At 74.5% G+C, this 12,311-nt stretch carries 11 protein-coding genes; 6 read left to right on the top strand and 5 right to left on the bottom strand.

What is annotated here, in order from left to right; genetic code table 11:
• Both GCE86_RS17055 and GCE86_RS17050 read left to right on the top strand, forming a co-directional pair.
• Entirely contained in the window at positions 1–1,296 is a 1,296-nt protein-coding gene (locus tag GCE86_RS17055) for a sensor histidine kinase (RefSeq protein WP_244317001.1), read from the top strand.
• Positions 1,248–1,922 carry a LuxR C-terminal-related transcriptional regulator gene (locus GCE86_RS17050; RefSeq protein WP_154227891.1) on the top strand — a complete coding sequence of 225 codons (675 nt, stop codon included), beginning with the start codon at positions 1,248–1,250 and terminating at the stop codon, positions 1,920–1,922. The genes GCE86_RS17055 and GCE86_RS17050 overlap by 49 nt, the downstream gene beginning before the upstream one ends.
• A gap of 6 nt (positions 1,923–1,928) precedes the next feature.
• On the opposite strand, the gene GCE86_RS17045 is transcribed toward GCE86_RS17050, so the two are convergent.
• The 5 genes from GCE86_RS17045 to GCE86_RS17025 form a co-directional block, all read right to left on the bottom strand.
• Positions 1,929–3,617: a putative bifunctional diguanylate cyclase/phosphodiesterase gene (locus GCE86_RS17045; RefSeq protein ID WP_204342687.1), complete on the bottom strand. Its 1,689-nt coding sequence runs from the start codon at positions 3,615–3,617 to the stop codon at positions 1,929–1,931.
• An 88-nt stretch (positions 3,618–3,705) separates the two neighbouring features.
• Positions 3,706–4,518 carry an SAM-dependent methyltransferase gene (locus tag GCE86_RS17040; protein WP_154227889.1) on the bottom strand — a complete coding sequence of 271 codons (813 nt, stop codon included), beginning with the start codon at positions 4,516–4,518 and terminating at the stop codon, positions 3,706–3,708.
• 210 nt (positions 4,519–4,728) lie between these two features.
• Complete coding sequence (locus GCE86_RS17035) at positions 4,729–5,397, bottom strand: response regulator transcription factor (protein ID WP_007072219.1); 669 nt, start codon at positions 5,395–5,397, stop codon at positions 4,729–4,731.
• 7 nt (positions 5,398–5,404) lie between these two features.
• On the bottom strand, positions 5,405–7,096 hold the full coding sequence (locus tag GCE86_RS17030; protein WP_154227888.1) for a sensor histidine kinase: 1,692 nt from the start codon (positions 7,094–7,096) through the stop codon (positions 5,405–5,407).
• Positions 7,097–7,110: 14 nt separating this feature from the next.
• Entirely contained in the window at positions 7,111–8,916 is a 1,806-nt protein-coding gene (locus GCE86_RS17025) for an AMP-dependent synthetase/ligase (RefSeq protein WP_154227887.1), read from the bottom strand.
• A 188-nt stretch (positions 8,917–9,104) separates the two neighbouring features.
• Here GCE86_RS17025 and GCE86_RS17020 point away from each other — a divergent pair, with 188 nt between their 5' ends.
• From GCE86_RS17020 to GCE86_RS17005, 4 genes are all read left to right on the top strand, one after another.
• Entirely contained in the window at positions 9,105–9,560 is a 456-nt protein-coding gene (locus GCE86_RS17020) for an SRPBCC family protein (RefSeq protein WP_154227886.1), read from the top strand.
• Positions 9,561–9,598: 38 nt separating this feature from the next.
• Positions 9,599–10,252: a hypothetical protein gene (locus GCE86_RS17015; protein ID WP_154227885.1), complete on the top strand. Its 654-nt coding sequence runs from the start codon at positions 9,599–9,601 to the stop codon at positions 10,250–10,252.
• Positions 10,253–10,316: 64 nt separating this feature from the next.
• Entirely contained in the window at positions 10,317–11,273 is a 957-nt protein-coding gene (locus GCE86_RS17010; RefSeq protein WP_208818017.1) for an ROK family glucokinase, read from the top strand.
• Position 11,274: 1 nt separating this feature from the next.
• Positions 11,275–11,976, top strand: a complete 702-nt coding sequence (locus tag GCE86_RS17005) for an endonuclease/exonuclease/phosphatase family protein (protein WP_154227883.1) — start codon at positions 11,275–11,277, stop codon at positions 11,974–11,976.
• The last annotated feature ends 335 nt before the right edge of the window (positions 11,977–12,311 follow it).

The following is a 12,311-nucleotide window of genomic DNA, read 5'->3' as shown; positions in this document are numbered from 1 at the left end:
GTGGACGGCGTACGCGGACTGCTCCGCACCTGGATCCGGCCCGGCGCGGTCACCGCGGCGCAGGGGCTGCTGATCGCCCTGCTGTCATTGACCACGCACGTCGCGCTCTTCGTGCTGTCGCTGGTGTCGCTGCTGCTGATCCCGGTGTTCGGCGTGGGGTTCGCGCTGTTCCCGGTGGCCACCGCGCTGGTCCGGTACTGCGCCGGGCTGCACCGCCGGCTGGCCCGCTGGGGCGGGGTCGAGATGGCCACGCCCTACCTGCCGGCGCCGGCGGGGGCGCAGTTCGGCACCTGGCGGCGGTTCCGCTGGGTGGTGAGCGACCCGGCCACCTGGCGCGACCTGTCGTGGCTGCTGCCCGGCGCGGTCACCGGCGCGGTCTGCCTGGCCGCCTTCGCCCTGCCGCTGTACGGCCTGGAGGGGCTGCTCGGGCTTCCGCTGGTGCTGCACCTGACCGTCGGCTTCGGCTACGGCCCGTTCTGGCCGATCGACAACCTCGCCGAGGCGCTGCTCTGCTTCCCGCTGGGGGCGCTGTTCCTGGCCGGCGGGCTGGCCGCCGGACGCTGGCTGGTCTGGCTGCACCTGGCCTTCGCCCGGTTCTTCCTGCCGCCGACCCGCACGGCCGAGCTGGCGCTGCGGGTCCGCCAGCTCACCGTCACCCGGGCCGACACGGTGGACGCGCAGGCCGCCGAGCTGCGGCGGATCGAGCGGGACCTGCACGACGGGGCCCAGGCCCGGATCGTCGCGCTGAGCATGAGCATCGGCCTGGCCGAGCAGCTCGTGGGGGACGACCCGGAGGCCGTGCGGCGGCTGCTCGCCGAGGCGCGGGAGACCAGCGGGCAGGCCCTGGCCGAGCTGCGCGGACTGGTACGCGGTATCCACCCGCCGGTGCTCGCCGAGCGCGGCCTGGCGGGCGCCGTACGCGCGCTGGCGCTGGCCGTGCCGCTGCCGGTGGCGGTGACCGTCGACCTGCCGGGCCGCCCGGCCGCGCCCGTGGAGTCCGCCGCGTACTTCGCGGTGGCCGAGGGGCTGGCGAACGTCAGCAAGCACAGCGGGGCGTCCCGGGCCTGGGTCGAGCTCGGCCACGCCGACGGGCGGCTGACCATCGTGGTCGGTGACGACGGGCGGGGCGGAGCCGACCCGGCGGGCAGCGGACTGGCGGGGATGGGACGCCGGCTGGCCGCGTTCGATGGGACGATGGTGGTGACCAGTCCGGCCGGTGGGCCGACCGTCATCACCATGGAGCTGCCGTGCGAGTTGTCATCGCCGAGGATCTCGCCCTCCTCCGGGACGGGCTGATCCGCATCCTGGAGGCGTTCGGCTGCCAGGTGGTCGCGGCCGTCGACAACGGACCGTCGGTGCTGCCCGCGCTGATCGCGCACCGCCCGGACGTCGCGGTGCTCGACGTCCGGCTGCCACCGACCTTCACCGACGAGGGGATGCAGGCCGCCATCCGGGCCCGCGCCGAGATCCCCGGCCTGCCGGTCCTCGTGCTGTCCCAGCACGTCGAGCAGCTCTACGCCCGGGAGCTGCTCTCCGACCGGGCCGGTGGGGTGGGCTACCTGCTCAAGGACCGGGTGTCCCACGTGGACCAGTTCGTCGACGCGGTACGCCGGGTGGCGGGCGGCGGCACCGTCATGGACCCGGAGGTGGTCGCCCAGCTGCTCGCCAGCCGGTCCGGGGCGGGGCCGCTCGACGAGCTGACCGCCCGCGAGCGGGAGGTGCTGGGCCTGATGGCCGAGGGCCGGTCCAACGCGGCGGTGGCGGCCCGGCTCTTCGTCACCGAGAAGGCGGTCAACAAGCACATCAACAACATCTTCAGCAAGCTGCGGATGCCGCCCTCCGGCGACGACAACCGGCGGGTGCTGGCCGTGCTGGCCTACCTGCACGGGGAGGACGGCCGCCGGCCGCGCACCCCCGCCTGACCCGGCTCAGGAGGCGGTGTCGGGGAGGGCGGGGGAGCGGTCCAGGTGCGGCCCCGCCGGCCCGGGGCGCCCGAAGTGCCAGCCCTGCGCGGCGTCGCAGCCGATCGCGCGCAGCCGGTCCGCCTGGTCGGCCGTCTCCACCCCCTCGGCGGTGACGGTCAGGCCGAGGGCGTGCGCCAGCGAGACCAGCGAGGCGAGGATCCGCTCGTCGGTGCGGCTACCCGGGTCGTCGGCCGGGGCGCGCAGCCCGGCCACGAACTCGCCGGCCACCTTCAGCTCGCTCACCGGCAGGTCCCGCAGGTACGCGAGGTTGCAGTAGCCGGTGCCGAAGTCGTCGATCGCCACCCGGACGCCGAGGTCGGCCAGCACCCGCAGGGCGCGGACCGGCTCCGCCACGGTGCTCATCATGGTGCTCTCGGTGATCTCCAGCTGCAGCCGTTCGGCGGGCAGGCCGGTGCGCCCCAGCACCCCCTGCACCTCCTGCACGAGCTCGGGCCGGTGCAGCTGGCGTACGGCGAGGTTGACGCTCACGAACGGCGCGCCGCCCGGCCCGGCCGCCCAGGTGCACGCCTCGCGGCAGGCCTCCGCCAGCACCCAGCTGCCGAGGCGGACGATCAGGCCGGTCTCCTCGGCCAGCGGGATGAAGCTGTCCGGGCGGAGCACGCCCAGCTCGGGGTGGCGCCAGCGCACCAGCGCCTCCATGCCGACCACCCGGCCGTCGCGCAGCCCGGTGAGCGGCTGGTAGTCGAGGTAGAACTCGCCCCGGTCGAGCGCCGCGGGGATGGCGGCGGAGAGGGCGTAGCGGGCCAGCTCCCGGCGGTTGCGGTCGGCGTCGAACAGCGACCAGCGGGCCCCGCCGGCCGCCTTGGCCCAGTGCAGGGTGCTGTCCGCCGCCCGCATCAGCTCCAGCGGCGAGGTGTCGGCCACCTGCCGCTCCACGATGCCGATGCTCGCCGACACGGTCAGCTCGTGCCCGTCGACCAGCACCGGCTCGCTCACCGCGGCCAGGGCCGCCTCGGCCACCTTCACGACGTCCTCGGTGCAGCCGGCGCGCTCGACCAGGATGACGAACTCGTCGCCGCCCAGCCGGGCCACCAGGTGCTCGCCCAGCGCCCGCCGCAGCCGCCGCGCCACCGACACCAGCAGCGAGTCGCCGATCTGGTGACCGAGGGAGTCGTTGACCACTTTGAACCGGTCCAGGTCGAGGAAGCAGACCCCGATCCGGTCCGCGCCCCGCCCGGGCGCCGTGATGGCGGCGGTGAGCCGCTCGGTGAACAACGTGCGGTTGGGCAGGGCGGTCAGCGGGTCGTGGGTGGCCTGGTGCCGGAACCGGGCCTCGCTGTCCCGCAGGGCCTGTTCGGCCTGCGCCCGGGCCATCATGGCGGCCCGCCGGATGGCCTCCTGCTCGTCGAGCGTGCGGTCGCGCAGCGCGCGGGCGTAGCCGGTGGCGACCGTGGCCAGCAGCCGGGCCATCCGGTCCTCGACGTCGTCGACGGCCAGGTCGAGATCCCGTACGAGGCGCAGCTGGATGACCTCGATGGTGCGGCCGAGCCCCTCGGCGGAGGCGATGTGCGACTGCACCAGCTCAGCGCCGACCTGCTGGCCGATCCGCAGGTCGAACGGGTCGGCCCGCAGCGCCAGCGCGAGCCGCTCGGTGAGGCGCTGGAGCAGGGCCTCCAGCTGGGCCTGGGTCATCGGCAGGTAGCTGGTCCCGGAGACCGCCTTGGCCCAGGCCCGGGCGAACGCGCCGGGACGGGAGCGGGTGGTGGCGAGGGCCCGCTCGTCACCCACCGAGCCGCCCGACGCCACCCATGAAGACCGCCTGCTCGGCGTTCTCCGCCTGCTCCGGGGTGTCCGGCCGCCACTGCGGCACCCAGACCACGCCCGGGTCGACCAGCTCGAAGCCGTCGAACAGCGCGGTCAGCTCGGCCCGGCTGCGGATGAAGAGCTGGTTGTCGGTACGCCGGTAGACCCGCTCGGCCTCGGCCCGCTCGCCGGTGCCGGCCCGGCCGTCGTCGCTGGCCTGCGACATGACCAGGTGGCTGCCGGGGGCCAGTGCCTTGCGCAGCGTCCGCAGGCAGTCCTCCGGGCGGTCCGCGTCGGGGATGAAGTGCAGCACGGCCACGATCATCACGGCGACGGGCTGGGCGAAGTCCAGCAGCCGGAGCACGTCGGGATGGCGGAGGATCGCCTCCGGCCGGCGCAGGTCCTCCTGCACCACGGCGGTCCGGTCGTTGCCGGCCAGGATCTCCCGGCTGTGTGCCACGGCGACCGGGTCGACGTCGACGTAGACCACCCGGGACTCCGGGTCGATCCGCTGGGCGATCTCGTGCACGTTGCCCACGGTCGGGATGCCGGAGCCGATGTCGAGGAACTGGCGGACCCCGGATTCGGCCAGGAACTGGACCGCCCGACGGAGGAAGGCCCGGTTGGCCTGGGCCATCAGCGGGGCCTCCGGGACGGCCTCCACCATGGCCCGGGCGGCGGCCCGGTCGGCCGCGAAGTTGTGCGAACCGCCGAGGTAGTAGTCGTACATGCGGGCCACGCTGGGGCGCTCGATGTCGATGGTCTCGGGTGCCCAGTCCGGCCGCTGCATGCGCTTGCCCCTTTGTGTCGGCGGCGCGCGGGGGTCACCGCCGCGCGGATCACCCGGGTATTCTGCCCGCCCGCCGTCGCGGTGCAAAGACCGCCGTCGCTCCGCGTCCGGCCCCTTACCGTACGCGGTCAGCGGGTGCCCGGAATGCCGGAGAGGCCCGCGTCCGGCGTGCGGACGGGGCCTCTCCGGCGTCGAGCCTGCGGGACGCCGTCAGAACTTCGGCGCGTCCGGGGCCTCCAGGAGCCCCAGCCGCAGCGCGGTCATCAGCGCCTGGGCGCGGTTGGCGGCGCCGAGCTTCTCGTAGAGCTTCGAGATGTGCGTCTTGGCGGTCGACTCGCTGACGAACAGCTGCTTGGCGATGCCGGCGACGCTCATGCCGTCGGCGAGCAGCCGCAGCACCTGGCCCTCACGGGGGGAGAGCTGCGGGCCGGACGGGGCCAGCCGGCGCTTCATCGCCTCGGCCAGGTCGGCCGCCGTGAAGGCGCTGGGGGAGGAGGCGGCGTGCCGGGCGGCGGCCACCACCTCGTCGGCCGGGGCGGTCTTCGGCACGAACGCGCTCGCCCCCGCCTCCAGGGCGCCGAAGAGCTGGTCGTCGCCCGCGTACATGGTGAGCACGACGATGCCCATCGACGCGCTGGACTTGCGCAGGGCGCGGGTGGCCTCCAGGCCGCTGCCGTCGGGCAGCCGCAGGTCCATGATCACTACGTCCGGCTGGAGCGCGCCGGCCTGGCGCACGCCCTCCGCGGCCGTGGCGGCCTCGCCCACGACCTCGAACTGCCGGTCCCGCTCGAAGGCGTGCCGCAGACCCTTGCGGATCAGATCGTGATCGTCGACAAGGAGAACCTTGGTCCGGGTGGCCGGTGTCGGGCTGGTGGTCATCCTCGGGTTACTCCCCTTCTGCTGCTGCGCTGCCGCGCACCTTATCGCGCCGGGGCGAGGAGCCGAGTACCACCGCCACGGTCGTGCCGCTGGGTTGCCGCGGCCTGATCTCCAACCGGCCCCGGATACGTTCCGCCCTCTCGGCCATGATCGCAAGACCGTAGTGCCCGTCGGGGCGCTGGTCGCCGATGCCGTGACCGTCATCCGACACTTCGATCTGCGCGTACGGGGGATCCACCTCACAGGTGACCCACAGGTTCGACGCCCCGGCGTGCTTGCGCGCGTTGGTCACCGCCTCCTGCGCGATGCGCAGCAACTCGGCCTCGGTGGCGGCGGGCAGGCGGGCGGTGGACTCGTCCAGGGACAGGTGCACCCGCAGCCCGCCGGAGGCGCCGACGGTGCGGGCGTACTCGGCGATGGCCGCTGCCAGCCCGCCGTGCCGGTCCACCTCGCTGCGCAGCTCGAACAGGCTCAGCCGCAGCTCGGTGATGACCCGGGTGACCTCCTGGCGGAGCGTGCGCAGGGAGTCGGCGGTCTCCTCGGCGTCGTCGTGCACGGTGGCCAGGGCGTTGTCGATGCCGTAGCCGACCATCACCAGCTCCTGGGCGACCCCGTCGTGGATCTCCCGGGCCAGCCGCTGCCGCTCCTCGTTGGTGGCCAGCGAGCGCACCTCGTCGAAGAGCAGCGCGGCCTCCAGGCGCAGCGCGGCCGGGCCGGTCAGCGCGGTCACCCGGGACACCACCGGCGGCGGGTACGCGTGCGCGGTGTCCGCCTCGACGACCACGAGGCCGACCGTGCGCACCCCGGCGACCAGCGGCACGATCAGCGCCGAGACCTCGCCGGAAGCCCGGGAGCGGGCCTGCGAGCGGGCCGACGTGGTCGGCTGCTGGCTGGCCCAGGCGTCGGCGATGGCCGAGTCCGCGTCGAGCGTCGTCTCCCAGTCCACCCGGTCCGCGCCGATCTGGGCGAGCACCACGAGCCGGCCGCCCCCGCTGGCGGACAGCACGGCGCCCCGGTCGGTCTTCGCCACCACCCGCAGTTCCTCCAGCAGGTGCTCGGAGATCCCGCCCGGGTCCAGGGTGGCGCCGGGGAGCTGGCGGGCGACCGTGCGCAGCTGGGTGAGCAGCCGGGTGGCCTCCGCGTACGGCTGGGGCTTGCCCTCGCCGCGGACCCGCAGCACCCGCTGGAGCATGCCGGCGGTGTAGAGGCCGAGGCCGGCCAGGATCAGCCACTGCGCGCAGACCGCCAGGTAGCCGGGCTGGCCGAGCTGCGGCTCACCGCCCACCTCGGTGAAGGCCGCGCTGACCAGCAGCGTGGCCGCCACGACCACGAGCAGCGCCGCGCCCTCGCGGAACCGCCGGCGCAGCGCGGTCACGGTGACCGGCACGGCGAGGTACGGCAGCACCGCCGAGGCGCCCAGCCCGCCGGTGACCCCGGTGAGCTGGGTGTCGGCGGCGACCTGGCTGGCCGCCAGCCCGAGGACCACCACCTCCGCGAAGCGGCTGATCGGGGCGAGCAGGCGGTGCTGGGGAGCCAGCACGGCGGGCAGCCCGGCGACGCCGAGCAGGGCGATCCACCACAGCTGGGTGGCGTCGCGGGTGGCGAACAGGGTCAGGGCGGCGACCAGCGCGAGGAGGACCACGCGGGCCGCTGCCGCGAGGGGCTGCGTCGGTGGCTGGCTGGGTGTCGAGGCGGGCACGTGACGGATGGTAGTCAGCCCCCGTAGATGTCCGCGATCTCCGCCGCGTACGTCTTGTGCACGACCTGCCGCTTGACCTTCAGCGAGGGGGTCAGCTCGCCGGTCGCCTCGGTGAAGTCCTGCGGCAGGATCCGGAACACCTTGATCGCCTCGGCCTTGGAGACCGACTGGTTGGCCTGGTCGATGGCGGTCTGCACCTCGGCGCGCAGCGCCTCGTCACCGCGCAGGTCCGCGACGCTGGTGCCCTCCGGGCGGCCGTGCGCGGCCAGCCACTTCGGCAGCGCCTCCTCGTCGATGGTGACCAGCGCCGCGATGAACGGCTGCCGGTCGCCGACCACCAGGCACTGGCTGATCAGCGGGTAGGCCCGCACCTGGTCCTCGAGCACCGCGGGAGCGACGTTCTTGCCGCCGGCCGTCACGATGATCTCCTTCTTGCGGCCGGTGATGGCGAGGTAGCCGTCCTCGTCGAGCCGGCCCAGGTCGCCCGTCCGGAACCAGCCGTCGGCGCTCAGCGCCTCGGCGGTGGCCGTCTCGTTGTGCCAGTAGCCCGAGAAGATGATCTCCCCGGAGATCAGCACCTCGCCGTCGTCGTCGATGCGGATGCTGACGCCGGGCAGCGGCCGGCCGACCGTGCCGATCCGGGTGTGCCCGGGCAGGTTCGCGGCGGCGGCCGGTGAGGTCTCGGTGAGGCCGTAGCCCTCGCAGATGGTCACGCCGACGCCGCGGAAGAAGTGCCCGAGCCGGCTGCCGAGCGGGGCGCCGCCGGAGATCGCGTCCCGGCACCGGCCGCCCATCGCCGCCCGCAGCTTGCGGTAGACCAGCTTGTCGAAGACCGCCTGCTGGGCGCGCAGCCCCAGGCTCGGCCCGTCCGGGGTCTCCAGCGCCTCGCTGTAGGCGATGGCGACCTTCTCGGCCCGGTCGAAGATCTTGCCCTTCCCGTCGGCCTCGGCCTTCTGCCGCGCGCCGTTGTAGACCTTCTCGAAGACCCGGGGTACGGAGAGCACGAACGTCGGCTTGAACTCCTGGAGCTCGCCGACGAGGTTCTTCGTGTCCGAGCAGTGCGCCATGGTGGCCCGGGCCTGCACGACGCCGACCTGGATGAGCCGGGCGAAGGCGTGCGCCAGCGGCAGGAAGAGCAGCGTGGAGGCGCCCTGGCGGAACAGGTTCGGCAGCACCGGCACGGCGTTGGCGATGTCGGCGTAGATGTTGCGGTGGGTCAGCACGCAGCCCTTGGGGCGGCCGGTGGTGCCGCTCGTGTAGATGATGGTGGCGACGTCGTCGGCCTTCAGGGTCGAACGGCGTACCTCGACGTCGGCCGGGTCGACCGCGGCGCCGGCGGCGACCAGCTGGTCGACCGCGCCCAGCTCGATCTGCCAGACCTCGCGCAGCTCGGGCAGCCGGTCGCGGACGCCGGCGACCAGGGTGGCGTGCGCGGTGCTCTCCACCACCACGGCGACCGCGCCCGAGTCGGCGAGGATCCAGGCGGCCTGCTCGGCGCTGGAGGTCTCGTAGATCGGCACGGTGACGGCGCCGGCGGCCCAGATGGCGTAGTCGAACAGGGTCCACTCGTAGCGGGTGCGGCTCATCAACGCGACCCGGTCGCCGGGGGCGACGCCGGCCGCCACCAGGCCGCGGGCCACCGCGACGACCTCGTCGCGGAACTGCCGGCAGGTCACGTCGATCCAGGCGCCGGTGGTGCCCTCGGCACGCCGGACGAACTGCACGGTGTCGGGGGCGACCTCGGCGTTGTCCCAGACCGGGTCGGTCAGGTTGGCCGCGTCGCCGACGGTGACGATCGGCGGAACGGAGAACTCGCGCACCTGCACTCCCTCGTGCTCGCACTGGCCGGGCCGGCCGTGGTCGGCTCTGTCGAAACCTACCCGCCCGCTTCCGGGGAGCGGGTAGGGAGGTTGCCCGCCCGGCTGGTGGGACACGCGCCGCCGGACGCGCCGCGACGGGGCGGGGGTGGAGCGGCGCGCGGGGGTCCGCCGCCGGGTAGCCTCCCCCCATGGCGGACTCCTCCACCCAGTCGATCGTCGTCGGCGCGTCACCGGACCAGGTGGCGGCGGTCATCTGCGACTTCCCCCGCTACCCGGAGTGGGCCGAGGCGGTGCGGCAGGCCGAGGTGATCGAGGAGTACGAGGACGGTTACGCCAGCCAGGTCCGGTTCACCATCGACGCGGGCGTCATGGCCGACGAGTACGTGCTGGCCTACGAGTACGCCGAGGACATCTCCCGCATCGAGTGGCACCTGGTGGCGCCCTCGAAGATGCAGAAGTCCCAGCGCGGGTCGTACGACCTCGCCGGTAACCCGGACGGAACGACCACGGTGACCTACACCCTCGAGGTGGAGCTGTCCGTGGGGATGCTCGGCATGTTTCGCCGCAAGGCCGAGAAAATGATCATGGACGCGGCGTTGAAGCAGCTCAAGCGCCGGGTAGAAGCACTCGGTGCGGCCCACTGACCCGACCGTCGTCCCGGTTGTCACGAAGGAGCCGAACCATGGGCACCACTGATCCGGGTTCGGCCCGGGAAGAGGCCGAGCGCCTCGTCGCCATGCTGCTGGCCACCGCGAAGCTGGCCGCCGCCACGCCCGGATCCGGCCCCTGGGGGCCGCTGGGCGGGATCCTCTCCGGTGTCCTCGGTCACACCCCGGGCGGCGGCGACGGATCGTCCACGCCGGGCGGTGGCGGAGGTTTCGCCACCGGTTCCCCGGAATGCTGCGTCTGCCCGGTCTGCCGCGGTATCGCGGCGTTGCGTGACCCGAGTCCGGAATTCGCCGAGCGGCTCGCCACCGGAGCCGGTGATCTGGCCGCCGGAGTGGCCAGCCTGCTGCGCGCGTTCGCCCCGGCGGAGCCGGCCGGGCCGGGTGGCACCGCGACCGGGGGCGGGTCCGACGGGTCACCGGCGGGGGACCACGTGTGGCGCGAGGCGACCCGTACCGGGCATGATTCTCAGCCGGCACCCGAGCAGGACGTGTGGTCCGCCGCCACCCGGGGGGAGGGCGCGGCCGAGGCGGGTGCTCTCGTGCCGCCCGCCGCTGCCGCCGGGCCGGACGTGCCGGCGCCGAGCCGGCCGTCGGCCGGCCGTCCCGTGGTGCCCGCCTCGCGGGCGTCCGGCGAGGTGGGCGAGGACGCACCAGGCGACGGGGCCTGACCACCGGACATCCCGGGTCGCGCGGCCGGTTCCCGGCCGGACCCGGGCAGCACAGCAGAGGGGAGTGGCAGCGGTGACGCTGACCATCGGAGTCGACGTCGGTGGCACGAAGGTGGCCGGCGGTGTCGTGGACGACACCGGCACGGTTCTCGTGCACGCCCGACGGGACACCCCCGCCGACGACGTGGCGAAGACCCGCGACGTCATCACCGAGCTGGTCACCGAGCTGGCCACCGGCCGGACCATCGCCGCGGTCGGCATCGGCGCGGCCGGCTGGATCGACGCCTCCCGCTCCACCGTGCTCTTCGCCCCCAACCTGGCCTGGCGGGACGAGCCGCTGCGCGAGTACGTCAGCAACGCCACCGGCCTGCCGGTGATCGTGGAGAACGACGGCAACGTCGCGGCCTGGGCGGAGTTCCGCTACGGCGCGGCCCGGCACGCCGACGACTCGATGGTCATGTTCACCATCGGCACCGGCGTGGGCGGCGGGATCGTGCTCGGCGGCGAGCTGGTCCGCGGGGCCCACGGCATCGCGGCCGAGCTGGGGCACATGCTCACCGTGCCGGACGGCCACCAGTGCGGCTGCGGCCGGCTGGGCTGCATCGAGCAGTACGCCAGCGGCAGCGCCCTGGTCCGCTTCGCCCGCGCCGCCGCACGCCAGGAGCCGCACCGGGCCACCGCCCTGCTGGAGCTGGCCGGCGGCGAGGCCGAGGGGATCACCGGGCCGATGGTGACCGCCGCCGCGAAGGGCGGCGACCCGGTCTCCACGGAGGCGTTCGCCCAGGTCGGCCGCTGGCTCGGCACGAGCCTCGCGGACATGGCGCAGATCCTCGACCCGCAGGTGCTGGTGGTCGGCGGTGGCGTGATCGACGCCGGCGACCTGCTGCTCGGCCCGACCCGCCGGTCGTTCACCGACGCCCTGGCCCAGCGCAGCCGCCTTCCCGTGGCCGAGGTACGCCCCGCCGAGCTGGGCAACACGGCCGGCGTCATCGGCGCCGCCGACCTGGCCCGGCGGATCTGACGTGGCGGCAGCAGGCGTGCCGCTGCGCGTGGTCTCCTACAACATCCACAGCCAGCGGGACGACACGGCCGCGCTGGCCGAGGTGGTCCGGGCGGCCGAGCCGGACGTGGTGATCGTCCAGGAGGGCCCGCGGCGGTTCCGGTGGCGGCAGAAGTGCGCCTCGCTGGCCGACTCGTTCGGGCTGGTCGTCGCGGCCGGCGGCCTGCCGTCGCTGGGTAACCTGCTGCTGACCAGCCTGCGCGTCCGGGTGACGGCGACCCGCTGCCAGCGCTACCCGCTGACCCCGGGGCGGCACCTGCGCGGCGCCGCGTACGCCGAGTGCGTCGTGGGCGGCACCCGCTTCCTGCTGGCCGGCTCCCACCTCTCCACCGACCCGGCGGAGCGGCCCGCCCAGGCGGCCGCGTTCAAGCGGGAACTGGCGGCTGCGACGCTGCCCGTGGTGGCGGGCGCCGACCTCAACGAGGGGCCGGACGGGACGGCCTGGCGGACCGTCGCGGAGGGACTGACCGACGCGGCGGTCGCCATGGACCGGGCCGACCGGCTCACCTACTCCTGCGCGAACCCCCGCCGGCGCATCGACGCGCTCTTCGTCGACCCCCGGATCAGCGTGGTCGACTACGACGTGGTGGACACCCCGCGGACGCGCCAGGCCAGCGACCACTTCCCGGTCCTCGTGGACCTGCTGCTGCCCGCGGGCGCCTGACGCCGCCGCGCGCGCACCGCACCGGCAGCCGGCCCGCAGCGGTCACCTGACCCGCGTCGGGCCACGGTCCGGCGCGAGCCGATGGCCCGCCGATGGCGCGCCGGTGGCCGCGTGACGGACCGTGACATCGGCCGCTCCCGCCGCCCACCCCGCAACCGCCTTTGCTCTGCAGCCATGTGCGCATCAGCCACCGTGCGTGAGCGGGTCGCCGTGGCTCAGGCCCTCGGGGTGAACGCCGGCCCGCAGCTCAGCGCGGTGCTGCGTCCATGGCTGCAGAGCAAAGCGGCCGACCAGGTGATCGGGGAGCGGCGGCCGGACCACACGCTGGGTGATGG

Source organism: Micromonospora terminaliae, assembly GCF_009671205.1.
GTDB classification, from domain to species: Bacteria; Actinomycetota; Actinomycetes; order Mycobacteriales; family Micromonosporaceae; genus Micromonospora; species Micromonospora terminaliae.
Note: the sequence above shows the minus strand (reverse complement) of the source record. Positions and strands in the feature narration are given on the sequence as shown.